Below are 21382 nucleotides of genomic sequence, written 5' to 3'. Positions count from 1 at the left end.
CCTGCGATATCTCGTATATGGCGTCCACGCCGTCCTCTGTGAGCGTTATCCCCTCCTGCTTGGCTATATACATGAGCCTGCTAGCCATCAACTCCTTAGGCATCGGAGGGAACCTGAATACGGCGCACCTAGAGATGATCGGATCTATTATTCTCGACACGTAGTTTGCCAGCAGTATGAACCTTGTGGTGTTTGCGTACATCTCCATTATCCTCCTCAGGGCCTGCTGGGCGTCCGAGGTCATGTTGTCGGCCTCGTCGAGGACGACCAGCTTGAACGGCGCCTTTCCGGCCGGGGCCGTCCTGGCGAACTCCTTCACCCTCTCCCTGATCACGTTTATGCCCCTCTCGTCCGAGGCGTTGAGCTCCAGCGTGTTCTCGCGCCAGGCTGCGCCGTACAGCTCCCTCGCCAGCACGAGCGCCATCGTCGTCTTGCCCGTGCCCGGGGGGCCGTAGAAGATGAGGTGCGGCATGTTGCCGGCCCTGGCGAACTCCCTAAGCCTGGCCTTGACCTCCTCCAGGTCGACCACCTCCTCAAAGGAGCGAGGCCTATACTTCTCGAACCAGAAGAGCTCGCCTACGGCCATGTAATTTTATTGGGGTGTTAATAAATCGAGACCCCCGGCGTGCGGTATTATCTAGACGCCGCCGCGAGGCGCTCCAGCTCGTCCTTCCGCCTAATCGCGAAGCTTCTGGGGTCGTTCGAGGCGGCCGCTATTATCTCGTCGGCTAGACACTCCTCTATAGGCCTGACGTTTTTGAACGAGCAGGCGCGAGAGCCCTCGGCCATCCAGTGTATGGCCAAATCCAGCCTACGTTGCGGCGAGACGTCGACCGAGACCGAGTAGGCGATCCCGCCCATTATTATACGCGTGATCTCTTCGCGCGGAGCCGCGTTTATGATGGCATCTATATAGACTTGGAGCGGGTTTCTGCCGGTCTTGTAGTGGATTATTTCGAAAGCCCTCTTGACTATATTATACGCCTTGTGCTTCTTGCCGGCATTGCGCCCAGGTCTCATCATGAGGTTTATGAGCCTCTCCACTATGGGGATCTGGGTCTTCCCAAAACGCCTGTTCTGGAATCGGCCCTCTGTATGCGGCAGATACACCGGTTTTAGGCAGATATACCTCCTTAGGCCCGGATCCCTCACCACAACGCCGTCGTACGTCCATTTGCCGAAGAGCAGGATCTGGTTCTCATCATAGGTCCTTATGTCGCGAGGACACTCCTCCACTATGGGCACATCTCCGACGTACTCCACCTTAGCCCCCTTAGGCAACTGCTCGCCGAATATAGTCGGCGAAGACATAGGGTGAAGATCGTAGCTGTATTTAAACCTTTAAAGGAAGGGCGGAAAAATTGGGGGTTTTGTCTTTCCTTATTTCTTCTTGCCTATTAGCCTCCAGACCTTGATGCCCGTGTAGGGTGAGGTGGCCACCGCGAATATCATGGGGCCGCGGGCGGTGTTCTTCTCCACGGTCTCGTACTTGTCTGTCTCGAACGCCTGCTTAGCCTTGATGTCGTAGAACTTCAGCTTCTGCGGCATGGCGTTACAAAAATAGATATTTATAAGCTTTTCGTGCAAAATAGAATGCTGGATATTATATACCATGTAAGATAGATATTATATAAAAAGAGTAAATACGGTTTTTTCTTTAACAATTTAATACACTATTATCACCGAAGTACATAAAAGCGAAAGCTTTAATAATATTTTCCATGAAATAGCTGTTCTACTGATCGGCGGTAATCTCCTTCCTTCTTAACGTTTCTCTCATCGCATGGGCCAACAGTCTGGCTATCCTCAGAGGTTCCGGCCTCCTGCCGTACCTCCTCGTCAACAAGGCCGCGCGGTAGGCATCGCCGGGGGGAAGACCCCACGACCTTACATAGAGCCTTCCCCCATCGGGATAGACGAACTCTGTGGGGGGGCCGAGCCTTGATATGTGCGCCAATCTGGAGGGCCAGTCCGGAAAGAGCTTCTTCACGGCCGCCTCGATGTCGCCCTCGGGCCTCTCGAATACGTAGCAGGCGGTGGGCAGGCCCGTGCTGGTCCATATGACCTCTCCGTCGATCCAGTTATAGAAGGAGACTATACATCCATCCAACATGACCATATGTACGTCCGGCCTCCTAAGCCTGCTCACGACGGCCAGAGCCGCGTCGGTCCCGTCGACGCCTCCCAGGGTGGCGCTGCCGTAAGCCACAGCCTCTATATAGCCGTCTCTACGCGCCAAAACGCCGGCGTAGATCGAGCGGCCCTCCTCCAGCCTAAAGCTTTCGGCCACCCCTATAACCCTGAAGTTTTTCTGCAGCCAGCTCATCTCAAGAAAACCTTGAAGAGATCTCCCTCCCTCCATATGGCCCCCCTGGTGCACATCAAGGCACATGCGCCACAACCTACGCATGAGCTCAACAGCTCGGGCACGCCGCGCTCGCCTTGCTTCAGGGCATCGCAGTTGGTGATGAAACAGTCGCTGCATCTATCGCAGAGATCTGGGTCCACCAGATACCGGCCAGAGAATAGAGATGGGGAGTACCCCACGGTACCTCTGGCGAACAGCTCGCAGGGATCGCCCGGCGCGTTGAGGTCGACCAGATAGCCTCCCAGCTCGGCCGCCGCATGGTCGGCGACCTTAGATATGGCCACGACAGGACCGGCCTTGTAGCCGCCCAGCAGAATCCCCCTCGCTATTGCGGATGCCGGTATTGGCTGTACGGATACATCGACGACGTCGGCCAGAGCCCGCGGCTGTATATAGGTCGGAAGCGCTTGGAAGTCCGGCCTCTCGGCCTCGTTGAAGCCCAGACACACGTCGGAGACGACTATGGGCACGTCGTCGCGTAGCTTCAGGAGGTTGTATATACAGGCGAACAACGGGAGGTACGACTTGTCGCTGGAGATGTCCCTACAACGGATCCAGCGCCTGGGCTTTAGATAGTTCTTGTTAAATGTGGAGATCCTGTAGGGCACCGCCGCGGGCTCCTCGCCGCTGTATCCCACAGGCGTCTGCCTAGACTCCGAGAACTCCACGGCCCTCTCGGGATCTCGAAAGCAAGGCAATCCGTCGGGGCAGGGCGACAAGAGCATCGCCCCCCAGACTCCGGTCTCCATCACGGCGTAGATCCATTCCCGTTCGAAGTCGCCGACAGCGAGAACCCTCCTGAAGGTTATCGAGAGCCCGTACGAGATGCCCAACGCCGCTAAATCGCCGAATTCCTCGCCCTTAACCACGAACTCTATCATGGCCGAGCCAACCTCAGACGGCGGACTACTCTCATTAGAGCGCCTTTCTCATTGGGAAAGTCGTCCAGAGGCTTGGGTCCGTTCTGCCTAACCCATATGCAATTCTCCGAAAGATATATATTGCCTGTATTTAGATCTAATACCAATGGAAACATCTTACATGCTAAAGGCTTTCTATCGTGAATAACACATCTCCTAGAGCTTCTATCGAAAAACGGACACCAGCCCTTTATAATCCATCTATATATCTTCACTCCGTTAAACTCGCCGAGCTCCTTAAACGAGAGGCTTAAGCCCCTCCGCGAGGCCTCCTCCTCTAGCCTCAGCATCTCGTCGCGAAAAACCGTAGGCGTCTGCCCCTCGTCGCTGAAGTAGCAACAATCCGCCGGACAACCTATAGGGCATTCGAAGGGCACTCGGAGGCCGGCGGCTGTGTTTAAATACTAACTCCCGAAAACCGGATATCAATTTCCAAACTCCTCTTGTCTTATAGGCAGAAGAATAGGCAGAGATACAACACCACGACAATGGATTATAGATCTTTAATAAATAGAATATATATATAAGTAAATTAGTTAATATCAAGGTCTTATTTGCATATGCCATAGTTACTTTAACTTCTTAAAGTATGATAACCAAATTTTAAGATTTGTGATCTCTCGCTACTTACAGAAAACCATCTTTCTAAATATTTAGAGAAAACTTTAAATATAAGAAAAACACGCTCTGCCATGTCGAAGAAGAAAGAGGAGAAGAAAGAGCAGAAACAGCAGAAGAAATAGGCGTCCTATATATTTAACGTCTATATATTTAAATGTGTTTTCCTTTTTCCTCCGCCTCTTAGGAGCGTAGTACATATTCTAGACCCCTAACCCGTGCCGTAGGGGCATCCCTAGGGCCGGCTTCCGGCGGCTCTATATCTTGCCATTCAGAAGAGGTCCCCGTCTGTAAACTTAAAAATGGGTCCTATGGGGAGATCTCACATGCCTAAGGTAATCGAAATTGGGAGGGTTGTGGTCAAGGTCTTAGGTAGAGAGGCCGGCAGAAAGGCTGTGGTCGTGGATATAGTAGACGACAACTATGTCGTTATAACTGGCCCCAAGAGCCTTACGGGCGTCAAGAGGAGGCGCGTCAATGTGAACCACATAGAGCCCACGGACAAAAGGCTGGATATAAAGCGCGGGGCAGGCGATGAGGAGGTGCTTAAGGCGGTCGAGGCCGCCGGCCTGGCTCAATATATGAGGGAGCAAGTCAAGCCCAGGTTCGAGGGCGTCGTATCGGAGCTTTGATGTGTCTCTTTGCTCTAGAGAGATCTATGTAAAGGCTCCTGACGAGCGGACCGACCCCCAGTGGGGGAAAAGCCCCGTAGATAGATCGGCCGAGGAGCACGTAAGGTATTCTCTGGTGATTTTAGACAAGCCGAGAGGCCCCTCCAGCCACGAAGCAGTTGCCTGGCTCAAAAGGATCTTGGGCGTAGAGGTCGCGGGCCATTCGGGCACGCTGGACCCGAACGTGTCGGGCGTACTGCCTGTAGCGGTGGCTGAGGGCACCAAGGTCTTGATGGCGCTTTCCAGAGCCGACAAGGTCTATGTAGCTGTGGCTAAATTCCACGGCGATGTCGACGAGGAGAGGCTTAAGTCCGTCTTGAGCCGCTTCACCGGCGAGATATATCAAAGGCCGCCTCTGAGATCCGCCGTCAAGAGGCAGCTGCGCACCAGGAGGGTCTACTCGTTGGAGCTGTTGGAGCTCGACGGGAGATACGCCGTGTTGAAGATGCACGTGGAGGCCGGCACGTACGCCAGGAAGTTGATACACGATATAGGCGAGGTGCTCGGCGTCAGCGCAAACATGAGGGAGCTCAGGAGAGTCGCCGTCGCGTGCTTCCACGAGAGGGAGGCCGTGACTCTGCAAGACGTGGCCGACGCAGTATATATCTTGAGGAACTACGGCGACGACACCGCGGTGAGGCAGGTCCTTAAGCCCATCGAGGAGATAGCTAGAGGAATAGCGAAGATCTGGATCAAGGACGGGGCCGTCGACGCCATATGCCACGGAGCCCCCCTGGCGGCGCCTGGGGTCGTCAAGTTCGAGACGCCGTTCAGTAGAGGCGATCTGGTGGCCTATTTCACCCTCAAGGGCGAGCTGGTCGGCGTCGGCAAGGCCCTGGTCTCGAGCGACGAGCTCAAAAACATGGAGAGGGGGCTCGTGGCCAGGACGGACAGAGTCCTCATGAGACCCGGCACATATCCAGCCACGTGGAGAGAGAAAAAACGTTTAAATAAAAAGACCGAATAGAGCTGTGGATTTGCCGGTCAGGCGCGTGGTCATCGACGCCGCCATACCTTCCAAGTACATCTCGATAGTTGACGTGGCCAGGTCTCTATATAAGGCGCGCGGCGTCAAGGCGGTCAGAGTCACTGTAGACGACGTCGATGTCGATGTGCTGGGCTTGATGATAGTGGTCGAGGGGGATGGCGTCGACGTGGGGGAGATCCAGAACGCCATAGAGAAGGTCGGCGGCGTTGTGCACTCCCTGGACGAGGTTGTGGTGGGGGATTACATCCCCCACATGACTGGAGAGAACGGTAGATGAGATACGCCGTCTTGGGTCTCCTCGACGGGATTATCACAGCGGTGGGGCTGACGTCAGGCGCCCTCATAAGCGGCCACCCCATAGGTCTCAGAGAGGCCGTAGCTATAGCGGTCGTGGTGGCGACCGTCGACGGCTTGACGAGCTTCGTGGCCGAGTATTCGCACCAGAGGGCCTCGTTGAGGGATATGGAGTATAGGATTTCGTTGAGATCTACAGGCAGGATATTGAGGTCCTTGGTCCATAGACGCGCCCTTACGCGGTCGCTACGCTCGGCGATGCTCATGTTCCTCTGGTCCCTCGCCGGCGCGTCCTCCGTGTTGATACCTGCGTCGATCAAGGCAGCGTTCGGGCTGTACGCCCTCGGCGCTGTGGTCCTGGCGGCATCGGTGGGCCTGGCCAGATCGCCGGCCGAGCTCGGCGAGTGGCTGATCATGTTGAGCGCGGCGGCCGCCATAGGCCTTGCCGTGGGCCTGTTGTCCCCCCTCGCTACGTGAGCTTTTTAAAACGGCCTCGAAAGATCCGTCGTGTCGACGCTGCCCATCGAATACATAAGGATGAGCCGTATGTTTAGGGAGCTGGTTGAAGGCAAGGAGATAGTATCCTTCGAGGTCCCCGCCCACAAGTTCTTCGCCAGGAACGAGGTGCTCTACCTCTCGACGGTCTTGGACTACGATGCCAAGAAGCTCGAGAACATGATATCGGACATGAAGTACGGAAGGGTCGTCGTGGAGAAGATGTGGGCCATCCGCCTAGATGCGGACATGTTCAAGGAGCCCAAAAAGGTGCTCCTCCCGGACCTCGCGTCGAACCAGATAGACGGCAACGTTGAGGAGGTGGAGAATGGCCATATAGTCAATATACACGTAAATGGAGTGAGGGACCTCGTGAGGATGGCCATATTCGATAGACAGAGCTACAAGGACGTCATCATAGTCAGAAGGAGCCCTCTGCCGGCGTTGATCAGATACGCCGCGTTTGTGTAGCTCAGATGATCTCTATTTCGACTTTACGCCCTATAGACGTAAGGCCTAGGGGCAATTTCAGCCGTTCCCCCGAGCCCTCCCCCAGGCTTATGACGACGCCGCTTCCCAACGTGCGCTCCAGGGCGTCCAGCGAGTCGGCGCGGGCGGCCACCGCCCTCACCTTGCCTCCCACGTCGCGCAGCAAATTGGCGTATATGTTGGGATAATACGCGAGGAGCTCCCCGTCGTCCATCAAGACCACGTCGTAGTCTCTAAACGCCGGAAATCCCGTCAGCTTGAGGTGGTGCTCGTAGTAGCCCTCGATGTACTCGGAGGCTCCCCAGCCGTACCGCACCCATTCCAGCTTCACGTAGAGGGGGCTGAAGCCCGCCTTGTACAGCGAGAGCGAGAGAGCTCTGAGCAGAGGGGTCTTGCCCCGGCCCCCCGACACGTAGACGAGCCTTCCAGCCAGTACGTGCGACATGGCGAGACCCAGCTCGCGGGAACCGAACTGCAACCTCTCCAGAGGAAGTTCCTCGCCTAGCATAGCAAGTCTCGCTCAGATGTTAATTAGAGCTCTAGACAAGATTATCGAGCTCGTCTAAGTATACTTCGCGACCCTTCTTTATGGAGATTTCTGCAGCGTCGCAGAGCTTCAAGGTGTAGACTATATCCTCAGCCGGCACCACGTAGCCGCCGCGGCCCGCCACCGCCTTCAGAAACTCCCTATCCTGAGCCAACAAGGGCTCCTCTCCCGACAGCCTCGGGCTCCACGTCCCCTCATGCTTAAAGAACACGAGGGCGTCTGTGGAGAAATCCACGGCGGCCATCCCCTCGGTGCCCACCACCTCGAACCGCCTGAACTTGTACGAGGGAGTCCAGCTCGATTCGTAAAACGACGAGAATCTATCGCCTCTGGTGAATATCTGGGCGTGGACCGCCTGCCCGTCCTCCACAAGGCCGTAGGCAGAGGCGGAGGAGGCCTTGCTGCCGACTGCGTAGAGAGCCAGGTCGAAGTCGTGTATAGTCAAGTCCTTCACAACGCCGACGTCTCCAGGCCGCTGAGGCCTCGGCGATGTGCGCCTCCCGTAGATGGAGACCACGCGGCCCAGATCGCCGAGCCTATCCCTCAGATACCTCACCGCAGGGTGGAACCGGAGGACGTAGCCCGTCGTCACCACGACTCCCCGCGCCTTGTCGAGAAGCTCGACGGCTTGTACATAGTTCTCGGTGAACGGCTTCTCCACCAAAATAGATATGCCGGCATCGAGAAGAGCAGACGCGTGGTCCCTATGCATCTTGGTCGGAGTGGCGACCACGGCGGCGTCCACGTCGGCTCTCACGGCCTCGTCTATAGACCGCAGCGGCCTTGCCCCGTAGACCTTCTCCGCCCATTTAAGCCTCCCCTCATCTATGTCGACAGCGTAGAGCTCGTCCACGAGGCCCTCAGCCGAAAGCAACTTGAAGACCCTCACGTGGTTCTTGCCCCAGCCGCCCACTCCGACAACCGCGACCTTCAGCATATGGGCGGGCCGCACCGCCAATATATATGGATTGCCCCAACAGCAGACAGCGAGAATGCCCAGCAAGCCCAACGAGCGACAGCTGGAAGAGTCCATGGAGCCCCGGCCGGGATTCTTGGGCGGGGTTCCCCTGAACCCGGGACCTCCCGCTTACGAGGTTCGCCGCGGACGTCGGCGATGGCGCGACGTCCACCCCTACGCGGGGCTTAGCCCCTGGGCGCTCCGACCGGGCTGAGCTACCGGGGCCTATACGGCTTAGGATAGCCGGCTTATTAATGTTTTGCCGGCATAGGGCGATGCAGGTCCGGAGGTCCCTACACTGGGACAAATGCCGATATGTCCGGCGACCCAGCTGGGCTGGAGGGCAAGCGATGAGGGCAATGACGGCAACCGACCTTGCGTGGACGCTGCACAGCCTTGGCAGGTACTCGCCTGGGCGGCACTGAGATATGGAGAGCTCTACGCGTACGTCGATTCGGTTATCTTGACGCGCGAAGGAGCGAGCGCGCAGATACGTATCAAGGCGAGGGGCTGGAGGCAGAGGCGGAGCAAGGCGGAGGCCATAGATCTCGTCGCGAGCCACTTCAAGCACGGGGAATGGACACCTCTGCTCACCGCGTGGTTAGGAGATGGGGCCGAGCGAAAGATGGTTCTATATGGTAAATACAAGCTGGACCTCTTGAGGCTGGCGGAGATCGCTGTGCGTTAGCCGATATTGAGTCGACATGTCGAGCTTAGCTGACATGTGGAGCCACGGAGCCAACGGCGGCCGACATGCGGAATCGACCAACGTCCGGTCGGACCGCGCCGACGACAGCCGGAAGAGTTCGGTGGATGGGGCCGCCGGGATTTTTAGGCGGGTTTTCCCCGAACCCGGGCTCACCGGCGCTCTGACGACGGGGCTCGGCCCCAGGCCGGCATCCTACCAAGCTAGACTACGGCCCCAATGCCTTAGGGCGAAAGCTCCATTAAAAAGCTTTATTCCGGCTTCCAGACGGGAGCATTCATGATCCCAGATAAATATGGAAAGAAAGATCCCCATTAGCTAAAGCCGAAAGCTCCGGCCTCTATTACGTGGCGTAGCCGCAGCAGACAAAAACTCGCCTAATAAGACAGCCTATATAGACTACCATTTGGCGTTAATAGCAGAAGAAAAAGGACATGGATGGGGCCGCCGGGATTTGAATTCCCGGGGATCTCCCTCCCGGGATCACACGGGCATGCCCGCGGCTGGGTTCGGCCGCACCGAGCCGTGCGTCCTACCAGGCTAGACTACGGCCCCCTTTACGTTTATTTCCTATATTTTTAAAGCTTTACTCCAACCGACAGATGAGCCTCAAGGCAGGGGGGATGGGCCATGTCAGATGCCTTAGGCGCTACTTAGGCGTTGCGTTGAGCACGCCGCCGACGTAGCCCACATACTGAGACCATCCAGCGGACCGCTCGACGATAGGAAGAGGGAGAAGCCTTCTACCCAGCTTGCGTCGCTATGGGCAAAAGCCTTAAAAACGCGGGAGATATACGTAAAGAGGGCCCGTAGCGCAGCCTGGATCAGCGCGGCGGCCTGCGGAGCCGTAGTCGGCGTAGCCGGCGGATGTCGCGGGTTCAAATCCCGCCGGGCCCGTCCACCGAGCTCTTTCCGGCTATCGTCGGGTTGACCATAGGCGGATCTCCTAAGGACCGCCTTGATGGCCGCGCCGCGGGCGGCATTGGGCCCGTTGTCTCGGTCTGCCTCACCCTGAGCCCACGACGGTCGCCGTTTGGGTATGCCTCAAACGCCCTGAGGCGTCCCGCCGTCCTCTGCCGGTTTTCAGGAGTCATAGGGCTGAGGTTGGATCGCTCTGGCTGAATCGAGGCGAGATCCGGCGGCGCTCCGCGGCGTCCAGCCTTAGCCCGGCCGCGAGACCCCCGACCTACTCGATGCTAGAGCTTTGCCGTGGTGAGCGTCCCGTCGACGGCTCTCTTCAGCACTAGCTCCACGAACCTCTCTAGGGGGATGATCTTGTCTCCGAGGAGCTTCCTCAGCGATTTGACAGAGCTTCTGATCTCTTCGATCAACGGCGTCATCTCCCTTTCGGCTCCCTCGTCGGCCATGTCGTCCGAGTATTGGTAGAGTACGCCGAGAAGTCTCCCGAGCGCCGCGGCGGGTCTCAGGAGATCCCTCCTCCTCAATATCATGGTGGGCATCACGAAGGCGGCCTCTATCAACGGCGCCGTTTTAAGCTCCGCCGCCTCCCTCCTCAGCCCCTCCACATCCAGGGCCTGCCCCTCGGCGAGCCTTTTGGCTACCCCAGCCAGATATTTCACCGCATCGGCGCTTATGGAGACAGCCCTCTCTATGGCCTCGGCTATCAGCCAGTCGCTGGCCACTATGGCCATCCCATCGCCGTACAGAGCGCGGGGCGTCTTGACGCCCCTCCTCACGTCGTGTCTGTCGGCCACGTCGTCTTGGAGGAGGGACACTATGTGGAGCACCTCGAGGAGGGCAGCGGCGTTGATTATCCTCTCGTCCTCCAGCCTCTCGGGATCCAGCACGTAAGTGAAAAGCAGCAGAAGGAGCGGCCTTATCATCTTGCCCGGCGTCTCTATATAGTGCCTTATCGCAGCCCTCAGGGAGGGATTCTGCACGGACTCGCCTATACGCCCCATATCCTCCTTCACTCTGCCTAAGGCACTGAGGACCTCCGGCGGTATCTCCACAGTAAAAATAAAAACGAGCCCCCTATTTATTGTTTGGCTTTGTATCTATGGTCGACCGTCTCCTCGACCTTGCCCTCCCTCTTCAGTCTGGTTAGCTGGGCCTTGACGACGGCCACCCTGTCGACCCCTATGGCTTTCGCCACCTCCTCGGCCGTGAACTCCTTGCCCGGATTCTGCGCAAGGAATTGATATACTTTATTCTTTACGCCCTCGGGCATATTCATATACCACCTCCAGTTTTTATATTTTTCTGTGGCCGGCTTTATCCGACTCCTACCGATTTGCATTTTCGCCCATCCGCAGTCGGGCGAATTGTATTAAAATAGTGGCGTTCGTCAACGCCCATGGTGAAGCTGGCTATAGTGGTGGCCGAGTTCAACTACGACGTGACGCAACTCATGTTGCAGAAGGCCTTGGACCACGCCAGATTCCTAGGGGCCGAGGTTACCTATGTGGTCAAGGCGCCGGGAGTCTTCGACGTGCCGGCCCTTCTGGCCGACGTCGTGAGGAAAGACGACGTGGACGCCGTGGCGGTCCTCGGCGCGGTGATACAGGGCGCCACCAGACACGACGAGCTGGTGGCCAATCAAGCAGCCCGCAAGATACTAGACATATCGGTCGACAGCGGCAAGCCGGTGGCGCTCGGCGTGATAGGGCCAGGGGCCAACAGGATGCAGGCCCTCGAGAGGGTCGAGGAATATGCGAGGAGGGCTGTCGAGGCCGCCGTCAAGATGGCCAAGAGGAGGCGGGCGTTGAGAGAGGCTAGATACTCCGGCTCTACGGTCTTTATCGACTGACCTCCTTCCCCTGGGCGGGAGCCCCGTGGGGGAGGCGCCCTCGCTCGGCCGTATGGACCTCTCGGCGGATTCATGGCCTCGCCCGGGCCGGCACGGCGGGCCGTTGCGGGCTGACCCAAGCCAATCCAGCGGAGGTCCGCGCGGCATGCACAATCGGCCATGGAATAAGCACGTCTCCCTGAGCCCCCTGGGCACCAGCTCCTTCCCCCTAGGCCTCTTCTCCATCTTTCAGATCTCGCCAGATTGCCTTCGTCTGGCCGCGGGGTCGATTTCCAGAACGCGTCCAGCGATCTGACGCAACCTCAGCCCGCCGGACGGTCGCCCACGATCCGCAGGGGCTTTCCTTCTTTTGAATCAACGTAGCGGGCATGAATTTACATATGCCAATTGATTTTCAGCGGCCGATGTCACGGAAGCCGGGCCCCTACATCGCCGCTCATGAAGTCCGACGGGTAACTTTACCGATCGCGACAGGAGCCTCTCTCAGATCGGGGAGGGGGTCAGCGAGTAGGCTCCAATATATTCAGCATCTCCCATACGGCCTTCATGACCTCTATCTCGAGCTTGAGCTTGGCGTAGATGTTTTGGTCTATCGCGCCTGCAGAGTAGGCGTCTTCGACCTTCTTCTCCAGGGCGACGAGGTCCAGCTTCGACAGCCTCTCCTTGGTCAGAGAGCGCGCCCAGGCGTATCTAATCCTCATGTCTATTTGGTCCAACCTGTCCCTCAGAGATTTCGCCTTCTCCTCCAGCTCGGCTATCTTCCTTCTCGACTCCTCGGCGAGCTTGGCGTAATCCTCCTCCGATATGAGGCCCAGCTCGCGTTTAGCCGCCAAGACCTCGAGCTCCCTCGTCAGCTCCGCGACGACCCCCTCTATCTGCTGCAGCCTGATCTCCGCCCGCATAAAGTCGCCGTCCCAGGAGCCCTTCAGCGTCTGCGACGACTCGACGAACGCCTTCCAGGTGTCCTCCACGCCTCTCAGCCTCTCCTCGTACTGCGCGAGGAGCTTGTCCAATTCGCCTATTGCCACGTAGGCCACGTCGACGCTCATGGCAGAACTCCTTCCAACTCCTTTTTAAGCCTCTCGTAGGCCTCTCTGGATATCTTGCCCTCCTTCAGCAACTCGTCCAGCTTGCCGAGGGAGATCCGGAGGTTGATCACCTCGGCGTTGGTGGAGGTGGACAGCACGCGTTTGAAGTGCTGGCCGAGGACCTCCTCTATGGAGCTGTACCTCTTCTCCACGTCCTCCATGAGGGCCCTCAACGCGTTCAGCTTATCCTCGACCTCCTGCCTGGATCTGTTGTACTGATCCTCGGCCATGAGGTCCCTCTTCAGCTCGAGCTCCTTCAGGGCCCTCTCGTAGTTAGCTATGGACGAGTTGAGCAGGTCGAGGGATCTCCGCAGGACCATCTTCTCGACTTCCCACTGCCTCTTGTAGCTGAGCACCGAGGACTCGTAGCTGTGCCAAGCCTCATCGAGCTTCCTCAACAGCTCGTCGTATTTCATCACCACGTTATCGACGACGGGCTTTATGGCCCTATCGAAATCCGCCTCCGTCCTCTCCACCGCGGCTATCTGGGCCAGCTGGACCACTTGAGCTTGCTCCTGCTGGGGTTGTTGTTGGGTCTGTTGTTGCGGCGGCTGCTGGGCCTTATATCTGACGTAGACGGGGCATTCGGCGTAGTTGCCTATGCAATACCAGTCGAAGGGGTTCACCGGCTTTCCCGTGTAGCTGCAGACGAAGCCGCCCTCGCTTCTCCTAAGAGCAGGACAAACGCTCATGGCGCCTATTGTATAGAGTTATATATTTATTACGCTCAGCGCCCTCCGGACCTCGTCGAGATCCCCGAGGGTGCCCACGTCGAGGAACTTCGCCCTCGACACGTAGACGGCCACGCGGGGCATTAGGGAGCGCGCGAATTCGTCGAAGTCGAGACGCCTCTCCTCGAGCCTGCGCAACGCGGACCCCTCAGCAACGTATATCCCGGTTGAAACCACATGTCTAAACCTCGGCTTTTCCCTCCACGCCGACAGCCGCCCCTCCGCCACGTCGAGAACGCCGAACCTCACCTCGGTCTCGACCTCCCGCCCAACCACCGTGAGGTCCACGGAAGATCTCACGTGGAAGTCGGCCGCGGCCTTCACGTCGAGGTCGGTGACCACGTCGCTCGGCGCCACCAGCGCGGGCCCGTCGTCCATGTAACCTCGTGCATAGTAGAGCTGCCCGGCGGTCCCCAGCAACTTCTTGGACGGCACAAAGACAACGTCGGGATGGTGCTCGCGTAGGTACGAGGCAAGCACCTCCTGCATGTAGAGGCCCACCACGTATATCTCCCCGACGTCGTTCGCCCGCAGCCACTCCAACGCGTAATCTATGATGGTCCTGCCGCCGAGCACGACGAGGGGCTTCGGCGCGAAGTACGTCAACGGCCTCAGCCTGGTGCCCAGCCCGGCGGCGAGGAGAAAGGCCTTCAAAGGTAGTCCTTCAGCCCGTACTTCTTGAGGTGGTGCTCGATCTTCTTGACCTCGTTCTCCATCTTCTTGGCCTCCAACACTATGTCCGCCCGTTTCTCCTCGGCGCCCTTGGCCTTTATGGTGCAGAGCCCGTCGGGAGTCAACGCGCGCGCCTCGCAGTAGGCGTATTGGCACTTGGCGCCGATGCACTCATCGTTGAGCCAAGTACACCAGAACACTATCTTGTTGCCTCTTATTGTGGGCCTCAAGGCCCTCTTGCCGCATCTGAAGAGGGAGGAGCCGTTGGGGCCGAAGGCGCATCTAGGCCCCAGACACAGTTCCCTCGCGCCGGACACAGTATATAGCTTATCCCTCTATTAAAATTTAATCCGCGATCCTATAGCCCAGAGACCCGAGGAATTCGGCGACCTCCTCGAACCTCGGCGATGAGCGCGCGCCGGGCCTCGTGACCTTGAGGGACGCGGCGGCGTTCGCGAAGAGGAGCCTCTCGTAGAGCGAGAGGCCGGCCAGCCTAGCCGCTATGTAGGCCGCGGCGAAGGTGTCGCCGGCTCCCGTCGTGTCGACGGGCTGCAGCTTGAACGCATCGACGTAGATGAACTCGCCGTCGCTGACAGCCATAGCGCCCCTATCGCCGAGAGTTATCACCAACTCCCTGGCGTTAACGCTTCTGGCCACCACGTCGACGGCGGCTCTGTGGTCGGCTGAGCTGGCCAGCATCTTGGCCTCCACTTGGTTCATCAACACCACGTCGACGCCCGAGAGGGCCTTGGATACTATCTCGAGGCCCTTCCTCGCCAGCGCGGTGCCTCCGTCGACCGAGACCGTCTTGCCGAGCCTCTTGGCGACCTCCTTGGCCTTGAGTATCAACTCCACGCGGCCGCTGGCTATATGGACGTGGTCGACCCCGCCGAGCGACTCCTCGTTTATGTCGTCCGGCGAGAGCCCCATGTTCGCCCCCCTGTAGGCTATCATACGCTTCACCCCGTCTGGCTGGACCAACACCACAACAACGCCGGACCTAACCCCCTTTATCCTCTTGACGAAAGACACATCGACGCCCTCGGCGGCGAGCTCCCTCAGTATTATGTCGCCCATCACGTCGTCGCCCACGGAGCCTATGAACCTAGCCCTGTGCCTCATCCTGGCTATCGCCACGGCGAAATTGGCGGCGGAGCCTCCCCCGCCCGTGTATATATCCACGGCATCCACCGACTGGTCCAAGCCCGGCAACTCCGGCGTCTTCACATATATATCGTAGTTCAAATTCCCTATGGACGCGACCAAGGCCACAATTTATTTTACCCCTATATTATCTATTGTGGTCGAGGACCTCCTCCAGTTGAGGAAGGCCATAGAGGAGAAGATAGCCCAGATGGAGAAGGAGCTGGAGCTCTACAGAAAGGTGCTCGCCGCGCTGGACGAGGCGATAGGCAAGAGGTCCTTCACGACCGCGGCCGAGGAGAGGGAGAGGCGCGGGGCGGCCAGGAAGCCTCTGGAGGTCCAGGCGCTCAAGTCAAAGGACGGGGAGGAGCTCGGCGTAGCCGAGATATACGAGGACGAGCTCGTCCTCAAGCCCAAGGTCCCGGTCAAGCTGGAGGGCCTGCTCAGGAGGTTCTTCGTGGAGAAGCTCCTCGAGAGGTATAGGGAGGAGGATGAAGACGCCGTCAGGCAAGGCAAGAGGGAGGCGGCCCTGGAGTACGAGGTGCAGGAGGAGGGCGGCGCCGTCAAGGCCGTGGTCGTGAAGAACTACGGCGATGAGAACAGGCGCAGGGACATCATAAGGGCGTTCAGGTGGACCCTCGAGAGGGCCTTGAAGGGCTGATCAAGGCCCGGCCTCGGGGCTCTGCTCGACCTTGACCTTCTTCTGGCTTCTGTACATCTCCAGAAGCTCGTCGACGGTCGTGGCCTCCTCGGGCGATTTGTCGGTCCTATATCTGCCCGTAAATCTGGGGAAACGTATGGCGAGGCCGACGTCGGGCCTCACGGCGCCTAGACAACAGGTGTGCAACGGCGACAGCGTGATCTCCGCCCCTATTATCTCGAGGACCACGCCGGGCGTGAACCACACGTCGGGCTCCATCCGCGACGATACCCTCGGGTGTCTGTGGTCCATCTTGTAGGGCTCGAGCATCTGGTACATCTTCTTCAGATCGGCGTCCGTGAAGCCGCTCCCCACCTTGCAGACCGTATAGAACATATCCGTCTTGGGGTCGTAGGCCGCCAGGAGGAAGGCGCCGTAGAGGCCGGCCCTCTTGCCTCTCCCGTAGAAGGCGCCCACGACCGCGAGATCCGCCGTGTCGCTCATCTCGCTGCGGTAATCCCTCTTGTATTTTATCCAGTTCCAGCCCCTGGCCCCCATCTCGTAGATGGAGGCGGGGCTCTTGCAGACGAGCCCCTCCATGCCCATGGAGATGGCCTCGTGGAAAAACACGTCGACCTTCTCCTCGTCGTCGAAAAGGGCCCATTTGGCTATGGCCACGTCCTCCCCCTCCTTCACGATCTCCGAAAGCCTGAGCCTCCTGTAGATCAAGGGCTTGTCGGTGAGGTCCTCCCCGTCTAGATAGAGCAGGTCGAACAGATTGAGCTTCGCCGGGTATTCCCTCACAGCCTCCTCGACCTCGTGCTTCCTCTTGCGGTGCATCAGCTCCTGGAACGGCAGGAGGTCGCCCGTGTCGGGATCCACCGCGACGATTTCCCCCTCGAGCACCGCCTCCCCGGCCGACACGGATCTCCTCACGGCCTCCACCACGTCGGGATAGGCGTGGGTTATGTTCTCGAGCCTCCTGCTGTATATGGCCACGCCGCCCGGCGACACGTGTATCTGGGCCCTCTCCCCGTCGTATTTATACTCGCATATGGCGGCGCCTCCCAGCTTGGCCAAGATCTCCCGCGACGTGTTGAGGCGCTGGGCCAACATGGGCATGACGGGGACTCCGGGGGTTATCCTCACCTCGGCCAGCCCAGCCGCCCCCCTCTCGGCCACCAGCTTGCCGAGGAGGCCGAGGTCGGGCCTCACGTTGTAGGCCCTCTCCAGGGCGTCTTCGGGCACGTCGAACGCCTCGGCCAGGGCGTCTATGAGAGTCATGTCGGCCACGCCGAGCCTCAGACGGCCGACCACGAAGCGCGCGACGTATTTAGCCTCGTCGGGCGACAGCTGGGAGAAGAGCGAGGAGAGGAGAGAGACCTTGAGGTCTTGGGAGCCCTCGCCGGACGCCTTGGCCACCTTGAGAAGCGTGTCGTAGACCTGCGCCACGGACAGCCCCGCCCTCCTGCCCCCCGCGAAGGCGAGCAGCGTCTGGGCCTGGCGCCGCGAGAGGGCCCGCCTCGCCGTCTCCCCCATGTCGCCCGTCCTTTTGTACAGCTCCTCCAGATCGTCGGCCTTGGCCCCGGAGGCGCGCGCAAGGGCCCTTATGCAGAGCTTCTCGCCGAGGCCCAGCTCCAAGCCCTCCCAAGGCGGCCTGAGGTCGCCCAATATGATGTATATCGCCTTGTCTATCTCGGCGGGCTCCAGCCTTTTGAACAGGCCCACCAGAAGCTTGACCATGGCCGTCCTCTGGGTCGTCGACTCTATCGACGCCAATACCTTGGCCAGCTCCGAGAACTCCACACTATATCCCTCCCTTAAAAATACTTAGGTACAGCTCGAGGTAGGTGGCGTCGACCCTCTCCGCCAGGCCCAGCCGCTCAGCAAGCGCGGACACCTCCGCCTCGGCCTCCCCGAGGGACGCCTCGGAGGAGGCGACGGCCTCTATCTCCACGAACTGGCCGAGCCCCTCGACGTCGTCGAGGGAGATCGTGAGGGAGCCGTAGGAGTAGTACTCGCGCCGCTTCTTTATTACGGCGACTTTCCTGAACCCCAGGGCCTCGAGCACCGCCTCCACGTCGCCATCTGCGGACACCGTCAGCTCGAGCCTCGCCTTGGCGGAGGACCGCATGCGCGGCCCCTTGTAGGACACCTCGACGTCCCCGCCGGAGCGCCGCACCCTAAGCGCCTCGTCGGTCTCGGCGAAATCCCTACAGGGATGCTGGAAATATATGTCGACCTCCTCCTTGGCCTCCACCGGAGAGGCGCCGAGCCTCAGAAGCTCCTCCCTAACTCGGCCGAGATCGGCGCGGAACTTCTGCTCAACCTCCAACATTCTTGCATGGAGGTCTCGCGGGGCTGGGCACAGCTACGCCGAAGAGGTAGCAGCGGGATGTGGCCTCCCCATAGTAGGCGCACTCCCTGCAGTCGTCCGGACGGCCCGGCGCGATGCGCACGGACACCTTGAGCTGGGCGGGCCTCGGCGAGGGGGGAGGCGGCAGGACGGGCTGGGGAGCCACCTGCGGAGCGGGGGGCGGCGCCGCCGGCTGTACGGGCTGAGTCGGAACAGAGGGAGCGGGGGGCGGCTGAGGGGGCGGAGGAGGCGGCTGTGGAGGGGGTTGTTGCTGAGCCTGTTGGAGGGCCTCTGCCAGCGGCCTCACCTCCGGACGCGGCTGCTGGACTGGCGGAGGCGGCGGCACCGGCTGTACGGGCTGAGTCGGAACAGAGGGAGCGGGGGGCGGCTGAGGGGCAGGCGGCGCCTGCGGGCCCAGCTGGACCCCGAACTCCTCGCCGGCCTTCTTGTAGACGGCCTCCAGGGCCTTGGAGACGTCCTCCGTCCCCTCCAATATCTTCTGGCCGTCTATCACCACGGCGGGGAAGGCGGCTATGTTGTACCTCTTCAGTATTGTGACCAGCGAGCGGAAGTGCGGCGGGACCCTCTCCACGGGCTGGTCCAACATCTTGACGACCTGCTCCGCGGCGTCCTGCCTTATCTTGACCGTGGCGAGCCTGACCCGGTCCCTCCGCTCCACCCTGGACCTTATCTCCTCGACCGCCTTCTTTAAGGACTCCTCCAGCTCTTGGCTCTTCCCCGAGATGACGAACAGCTCCACGTACACGTTTTCAACTACGCCCCTCTATTTAAGCCTAGCGTTTGCTGGATCAGCCGGGAGCGCCAGAGCTCCCTCTCGATGACCTGCCCCTCAGGCCTCAGCTCGTAGAATATCTGCGCCGTGAATACATATATCTTCTCCGGAACCCCCACGTTGCTCATGACGTATCTAGCGAGGGCGTCGCCGAGTATCCTCCTCTCGAGCATCGTCTGAGGCAAGACGACGAAGTTGGGAGGGACGTAGACGCCCTCGACGCCCCACCTGAGGGATGAGAGGGAGCCGAGGGACGCCTCCCGCAGGCCGTCCACCAGCGTCGCCTCGATGACTGCCCTCCGCAGCTCCATCTCGGAGAGGCGGGGTATTTGGAGCACCAGCTTGCCGGCTATCTTGGCCGAGTCGTGCGCCAGATCCTTGACGGGCTGGACGACGCCGAGGGAGCCGCGGACCTCGCGCCTCTCCCAGCCGTTGGAGCGCACGAGGAACTCCACGGTGAGGAAGACCCCGAGCCTATATCTGGAGAGAACCTCGTCGAAGGTCTTGAGGGGGACGCCCCTGATCTTGCTCTGCATGGAGGAGCGCACGTGGGATATGAGGCGGGAGCCCTCCTCCAGAGAGAGCATGGGAGAAAAGGGGGGAGATTTTAAAAAGGTCGCGGGGGTATTACTACTTGGGCGGAGCCAGTATCTGCATCAGGCGCCTCCTCCTCCAGTTGCTGTACTCCATCAGCAGTATCGCGACGATTATCACTATGACTATCACCAGCACTATCCACAGCACCAGCTCGGATATCGGTATCCTGACGCCGCCGATGGTGATGCCGGCAGTGCCGGGCACGGTGACGCGCAGAGCGACGGTCTGGCCGGCAGGCGGAGTTATCTGGGCGGTGCCCACGTGGTTCTGCTGGGCGGTGACCTTGACGGTGTACTGCTGGCCCGACAGCACCTCGACGCTGACGGGGGCGGACGAGAAGCTCCTATAGAGGGTGCCGTTGGCGAAGTACACGTCGACCTGCGACACCATGTCGTTGATGGGATAGCCGTTGTCGTCCACGGCGGATATCTGCAACACCGCGGTGGGGACGGTTATGGTCTTGGTGGCGGTCTGGCCGGGCGACGGGGTGAACGAGCCGGTGGAGTAGGTGCCGAACGGGGTGACGGCCACCACGTTGTACTGCAGCGGAGCGCCGGTGTTGTCCTGGGCCAACACCTCGGCGGAGACGGCGCCGGTGCCGGAGGCCACCACGGCGCCGTTGGGGCCTACTATCTGGATGGGCCAATTGCCGGTGGTGCCCATGGCCTGGTCGACGACGGACGTCGAAATCTTGGCGGTGGGAACCACTATCTGCACGGAGGCAGTCTGGCCTCTGGAGACCGAGACCGTCTGGCTCCAGGTGTAGCCGAAGGCCTGGGCCGACACGGTGTAGGTGCCAGCCAGCACCTCGGCCGACACGGAGCCGGTGCCGGAGGCGACGTTGGCTATCTGCACGGGCGAGCTGGAGAGGGCAGTGCCGAACGCATCGACGACGCTGGCCGATATGACGCCCGAAGGCACGCTGACCACGTAGGTAGCGGGGCCGCTCACGGTCAGCTGCGTCGAGTTGACGACGACGGATCCGCTGGGGGTCTTGACCGTCGTGGCTACAGTCACGTTGTAGACTCCGGCGTAGGAGCTCAAGGGCAGGTAGGCCGTGACGACGCCGTTGCCCGTAGCCACAGTCTGGCCGTTAATCGATATGGACACAGGCCAGTCGCTCCTCACCTTGCCGAAGCCGTCCTGCGCCTGCACGGTCACCTGCGCCAGCAGGCCGAGCGACGCCAGGTCGAGGGAGCTCGGAAGCGACGTGGTCGTCAGGCTGGTCTTGAAGGGCGTGGCGAGCTTTATCGGCACTCCGTTGACCGTCACGGAGTCTATCTCCATGGTCAGCGGATAGCTGACGCTGGTGGGTATGGGCTGGGACGTAACTATGTAGGTGGAGCCCGAGATGGTGGCCGTCTTGAAGGGTATCGCGATGGTGCCGCTGGGCGTCTGCATGTAGAAGACGCCGCTGACTCCGACGGGCTGGGACAGCGGTATCTGCGTGGCGAGCTGCACGTTGGAGGTTATCGCGTAGGCGCCGCTGGGCACCGTCGCGCCGCGCTGTATCGAGAAGGTGCCCGTCGCCACGGGTA

Annotated in this window: 27 protein-coding genes, 4 tRNA genes and 1 pseudogene; 9 read left to right on the top strand and 23 right to left on the bottom strand. The window is 59.8% G+C overall.

Annotation, left to right across the window (positions count from 1 at the left end; all coding sequences use genetic code 11):
• The 6 genes from B7L68_RS06445 to B7L68_RS06425 all read right to left on the bottom strand — a co-directional run.
• A partial coding sequence (locus B7L68_RS06445; protein WP_101958016.1) for a replication factor C small subunit occupies positions 1–586 on the bottom strand: 586 nt, incomplete at its 3' end.
• Between the two features lie 47 nt (positions 587–633).
• Complete coding sequence (locus B7L68_RS06440; protein ID WP_081246862.1) at positions 634–1311, bottom strand: 30S ribosomal protein S7; 678 nt, start codon at positions 1309–1311, stop codon at positions 634–636.
• 69 nt (positions 1312–1380) lie between these two features.
• Positions 1381–1548, bottom strand: coding sequence for a DNA-binding protein CC1 (gene cc1 / locus B7L68_RS08880; RefSeq protein ID WP_013680911.1), 168 nt, complete (start codon positions 1546–1548; stop codon positions 1381–1383).
• 187 nt (positions 1549–1735) lie between these two features.
• Positions 1736–2326: a DUF99 family protein gene (locus tag B7L68_RS06435; protein ID WP_081246861.1), complete on the bottom strand. Its 591-nt coding sequence runs from the start codon at positions 2324–2326 to the stop codon at positions 1736–1738.
• Positions 2323–3249 carry a 4Fe-4S ferredoxin gene (locus B7L68_RS06430; RefSeq protein WP_081246860.1) on the bottom strand — a complete coding sequence of 309 codons (927 nt, stop codon included), beginning with the start codon at positions 3247–3249 and terminating at the stop codon, positions 2323–2325. Before B7L68_RS06430 ends, B7L68_RS06435 begins: the two co-directional genes overlap by 4 nt.
• Complete coding sequence (locus B7L68_RS06425; protein WP_081246859.1) at positions 3246–3665, bottom strand: YkgJ family cysteine cluster protein; 420 nt, start codon at positions 3663–3665, stop codon at positions 3246–3248. The genes B7L68_RS06430 and B7L68_RS06425 overlap by 4 nt, the downstream gene beginning before the upstream one ends.
• A gap of 567 nt (positions 3666–4232) precedes the next feature.
• On the opposite strand from B7L68_RS06425, the gene B7L68_RS06420 reads away from it, so the two are divergent.
• The 5 genes from B7L68_RS06420 to B7L68_RS06400 are packed head-to-tail and all read left to right on the top strand — an operon-like array spanning position 4233 to position 6825.
• Positions 4233–4538 carry a 50S ribosomal protein L14e gene (locus tag B7L68_RS06420; protein ID WP_081246858.1) on the top strand — a complete coding sequence of 102 codons (306 nt, stop codon included), beginning with the start codon at positions 4233–4235 and terminating at the stop codon, positions 4536–4538.
• 1 nt (position 4539) lies between these two features.
• Positions 4540–5544, top strand: coding sequence for an RNA-guided pseudouridylation complex pseudouridine synthase subunit Cbf5 (locus B7L68_RS06415; protein ID WP_081246857.1), 1005 nt, complete (start codon positions 4540–4542; stop codon positions 5542–5544).
• 4 nt (positions 5545–5548) lie between these two features.
• Entirely contained in the window at positions 5549–5842 is a 294-nt protein-coding gene (locus B7L68_RS06410; protein ID WP_081246856.1) for a DUF211 domain-containing protein, read from the top strand.
• A complete protein-coding gene (locus B7L68_RS06405) occupies positions 5839–6336 on the top strand; it encodes a hypothetical protein (RefSeq protein WP_081246855.1) in 498 nt (165 codons plus the stop codon). The genes B7L68_RS06410 and B7L68_RS06405 overlap by 4 nt, the downstream gene beginning before the upstream one ends.
• A gap of 30 nt (positions 6337–6366) precedes the next feature.
• Positions 6367–6825, top strand: coding sequence for a hypothetical protein (locus B7L68_RS06400; RefSeq protein ID WP_081246854.1), 459 nt, complete (start codon positions 6367–6369; stop codon positions 6823–6825).
• 1 nt (position 6826) lies between these two features.
• Here the strand turns inward: B7L68_RS06400 and B7L68_RS06395 are convergent, their stop codons facing one another.
• The 3 genes from B7L68_RS06395 to B7L68_RS08685 form a co-directional block, all read right to left on the bottom strand.
• Positions 6827–7351: an AAA family ATPase gene (locus B7L68_RS06395; RefSeq protein WP_081246853.1), complete on the bottom strand. Its 525-nt coding sequence runs from the start codon at positions 7349–7351 to the stop codon at positions 6827–6829.
• Positions 7352–7382: 31 nt separating this feature from the next.
• Positions 7383–8327, bottom strand: a complete 945-nt coding sequence (locus tag B7L68_RS06390; RefSeq protein WP_081246852.1) for a Gfo/Idh/MocA family protein — start codon at positions 8325–8327, stop codon at positions 7383–7385.
• Positions 8328–8422: 95 nt separating this feature from the next.
• Positions 8423–8573 (bottom strand) — tRNA-OTHER (locus B7L68_RS08685).
• 82 nt (positions 8574–8655) lie between these two features.
• Here B7L68_RS08685 and B7L68_RS06385 point away from each other — a divergent pair.
• Positions 8656–9036, top strand: coding sequence for a hypothetical protein (locus B7L68_RS06385; RefSeq protein ID WP_143615312.1), 381 nt, complete (start codon positions 8656–8658; stop codon positions 9034–9036).
• Positions 9037–9162: 126 nt separating this feature from the next.
• Here the strand turns inward: B7L68_RS06385 and B7L68_RS06380 are convergent.
• Positions 9163–9272, bottom strand: a tRNA-Pro gene (locus tag B7L68_RS06380).
• 221 nt (positions 9273–9493) lie between these two features.
• Positions 9494–9609: transfer RNA gene (locus B7L68_RS06375), tRNA-Pro, on the bottom strand.
• Positions 9610–9857: 248 nt separating this feature from the next.
• Here B7L68_RS06375 and B7L68_RS06370 point away from each other — a divergent pair.
• A tRNA-Arg gene (locus B7L68_RS06370) sits at positions 9858–9951 on the top strand.
• A gap of 299 nt (positions 9952–10250) precedes the next feature.
• On the opposite strand, the gene B7L68_RS06365 is transcribed toward B7L68_RS06370, so the two are convergent.
• The gene (locus B7L68_RS06365) at positions 10251–11027 is read right to left on the bottom strand and encodes a polyprenyl synthetase family protein (RefSeq protein WP_081246850.1); all 777 of its coding nucleotides are present in this window, start codon (positions 11025–11027) and stop codon (positions 10251–10253) included.
• A gap of 26 nt (positions 11028–11053) precedes the next feature.
• On the bottom strand, positions 11054–11245 hold the full coding sequence (locus tag B7L68_RS06360) for a TrmB family transcriptional regulator (protein ID WP_081246849.1): 192 nt from the start codon (positions 11243–11245) through the stop codon (positions 11054–11056).
• 126 nt (positions 11246–11371) lie between these two features.
• Here B7L68_RS06360 and ribH point away from each other — a divergent pair, with 126 nt between their 5' ends.
• A complete protein-coding gene (gene ribH / locus B7L68_RS06355) occupies positions 11372–11824 on the top strand; it encodes a 6,7-dimethyl-8-ribityllumazine synthase (RefSeq protein WP_081246848.1) in 453 nt (150 codons plus the stop codon).
• A 500-nt stretch (positions 11825–12324) separates the two neighbouring features.
• Here ribH and B7L68_RS06350 read toward each other — a convergent pair whose 3' ends face one another.
• The 5 genes from B7L68_RS06350 to B7L68_RS06330 are packed head-to-tail and all read right to left on the bottom strand — an operon-like array spanning position 12325 to position 15587.
• Complete coding sequence (locus B7L68_RS06350) at positions 12325–12873, bottom strand: hypothetical protein (RefSeq protein ID WP_081246847.1); 549 nt, start codon at positions 12871–12873, stop codon at positions 12325–12327.
• Entirely contained in the window at positions 12870–13604 is a 735-nt protein-coding gene (locus tag B7L68_RS06345; protein WP_081246846.1) for a hypothetical protein, read from the bottom strand. Before B7L68_RS06345 ends, B7L68_RS06350 begins: the two co-directional genes overlap by 4 nt.
• An 18-nt stretch (positions 13605–13622) precedes the next feature.
• Positions 13623–14297 carry a nucleotidyltransferase family protein gene (locus B7L68_RS06340; protein ID WP_081246845.1) on the bottom strand — a complete coding sequence of 225 codons (675 nt, stop codon included), beginning with the start codon at positions 14295–14297 and terminating at the stop codon, positions 13623–13625.
• On the bottom strand, positions 14294–14632 hold the full coding sequence (locus tag B7L68_RS06335; protein ID WP_081246844.1) for a hypothetical protein: 339 nt from the start codon (positions 14630–14632) through the stop codon (positions 14294–14296). The genes B7L68_RS06340 and B7L68_RS06335 overlap by 4 nt, the downstream gene beginning before the upstream one ends.
• A 28-nt stretch (positions 14633–14660) precedes the next feature.
• Positions 14661–15587 carry a carbohydrate kinase family protein gene (locus B7L68_RS06330; RefSeq protein ID WP_081246843.1) on the bottom strand — a complete coding sequence of 309 codons (927 nt, stop codon included), beginning with the start codon at positions 15585–15587 and terminating at the stop codon, positions 14661–14663.
• Positions 15588–15615: 28 nt separating this feature from the next.
• Here B7L68_RS06330 and B7L68_RS06325 point away from each other — a divergent pair, with 28 nt between their 5' ends.
• Positions 15616–16119 (top strand): hypothetical protein, encoded by a 504-nt coding sequence (locus B7L68_RS06325; protein ID WP_101958018.1) that lies wholly within the window; start codon positions 15616–15618, stop codon positions 16117–16119.
• Here B7L68_RS06325 and B7L68_RS06320 read toward each other — a convergent pair whose 3' ends face one another.
• The 5 genes and pseudogenes from B7L68_RS06320 to B7L68_RS06300 all read right to left on the bottom strand — a co-directional run.
• Positions 16120–17904 carry an ATP-dependent DNA ligase gene (locus B7L68_RS06320; protein WP_081246842.1) on the bottom strand — a complete coding sequence of 595 codons (1785 nt, stop codon included), beginning with the start codon at positions 17902–17904 and terminating at the stop codon, positions 16120–16122.
• Position 17905: 1 nt separating this feature from the next.
• Complete coding sequence (gene cyaB / locus B7L68_RS06315; RefSeq protein WP_081246841.1) at positions 17906–18436, bottom strand: class IV adenylate cyclase; 531 nt, start codon at positions 18434–18436, stop codon at positions 17906–17908.
• Positions 18423–19220 carry a hypothetical protein gene (locus tag B7L68_RS06310; RefSeq protein WP_081246840.1) on the bottom strand — a complete coding sequence of 266 codons (798 nt, stop codon included), beginning with the start codon at positions 19218–19220 and terminating at the stop codon, positions 18423–18425. Before B7L68_RS06310 ends, cyaB begins: the two co-directional genes overlap by 14 nt.
• A gap of 8 nt (positions 19221–19228) precedes the next feature.
• Complete coding sequence (locus tag B7L68_RS06305) at positions 19229–19834, bottom strand: AMMECR1 domain-containing protein (RefSeq protein ID WP_081246839.1); 606 nt, start codon at positions 19832–19834, stop codon at positions 19229–19231.
• A 43-nt stretch (positions 19835–19877) separates the two neighbouring features.
• Positions 19878–21382: pseudogene (locus tag B7L68_RS06300) on the bottom strand (hypothetical protein); the annotation flags it as partial.

The sequence above is a fragment of the Thermoproteus sp. CP80 genome (assembly GCF_002077075.2).
In the GTDB taxonomy this organism is placed as follows: Archaea; Thermoproteota; Thermoprotei; order Thermoproteales; family Thermoproteaceae; genus Thermoproteus.
This window is presented reverse-complemented; position numbering and strand designations above follow the sequence as displayed.

Bases quoted from the DNA above. Each gene is read 5' to 3' on its own strand.
- B7L68_RS06420 (WP_081246858.1), top strand. From the start codon at position 4,233: ATGCCTAAGGTAATCGAAATTGGGAGGGTTGTGGTCAAGGTCTTAGGT.
- B7L68_RS06345 (WP_081246846.1), bottom strand. From the start codon at position 13,604: ATGAGCGTTTGTCCTGCTCTTAGGAGAAGCGAGGGCGGCTTCGTCTGC.
- B7L68_RS06350 (WP_081246847.1), bottom strand. From the start codon at position 12,873: ATGAGCGTCGACGTGGCCTACGTGGCAATAGGCGAATTGGACAAGCTC.
- B7L68_RS06440 (WP_081246862.1), bottom strand. From the start codon at position 1,311: ATGTCTTCGCCGACTATATTCGGCGAGCAGTTGCCTAAGGGGGCTAAG.
- B7L68_RS06405 (WP_081246855.1), top strand. From the start codon at position 5,839: ATGAGATACGCCGTCTTGGGTCTCCTCGACGGGATTATCACAGCGGTG.
- cyaB (WP_081246841.1), bottom strand. From the start codon at position 18,436: ATGTTGGAGGTTGAGCAGAAGTTCCGCGCCGATCTCGGCCGAGTTAGG.
- B7L68_RS06395 (WP_081246853.1), bottom strand. From the start codon at position 7,351: ATGCTAGGCGAGGAACTTCCTCTGGAGAGGTTGCAGTTCGGTTCCCGC.
- ribH (WP_081246848.1), top strand. From the start codon at position 11,372: ATGGTGAAGCTGGCTATAGTGGTGGCCGAGTTCAACTACGACGTGACG.
- B7L68_RS06360 (WP_081246849.1), bottom strand. From the start codon at position 11,245: ATGCCCGAGGGCGTAAAGAATAAAGTATATCAATTCCTTGCGCAGAAT.
- B7L68_RS06435 (WP_081246861.1), bottom strand. From the start codon at position 2,326: ATGAGCTGGCTGCAGAAAAACTTCAGGGTTATAGGGGTGGCCGAAAGC.
- B7L68_RS06390 (WP_081246852.1), bottom strand. From the start codon at position 8,327: ATGCTGAAGGTCGCGGTTGTCGGAGTGGGCGGCTGGGGCAAGAACCAC.
- B7L68_RS06305 (WP_081246839.1), bottom strand. From the start codon at position 19,834: ATGCTCTCTCTGGAGGAGGGCTCCCGCCTCATATCCCACGTGCGCTCC.
- B7L68_RS06430 (WP_081246860.1), bottom strand. From the start codon at position 3,249: ATGATAGAGTTCGTGGTTAAGGGCGAGGAATTCGGCGATTTAGCGGCG.
- cc1 (WP_013680911.1), bottom strand. From the start codon at position 1,548: ATGCCGCAGAAGCTGAAGTTCTACGACATCAAGGCTAAGCAGGCGTTC.
- B7L68_RS06385 (WP_143615312.1), top strand. From the start codon at position 8,656: ATGCCGATATGTCCGGCGACCCAGCTGGGCTGGAGGGCAAGCGATGAG.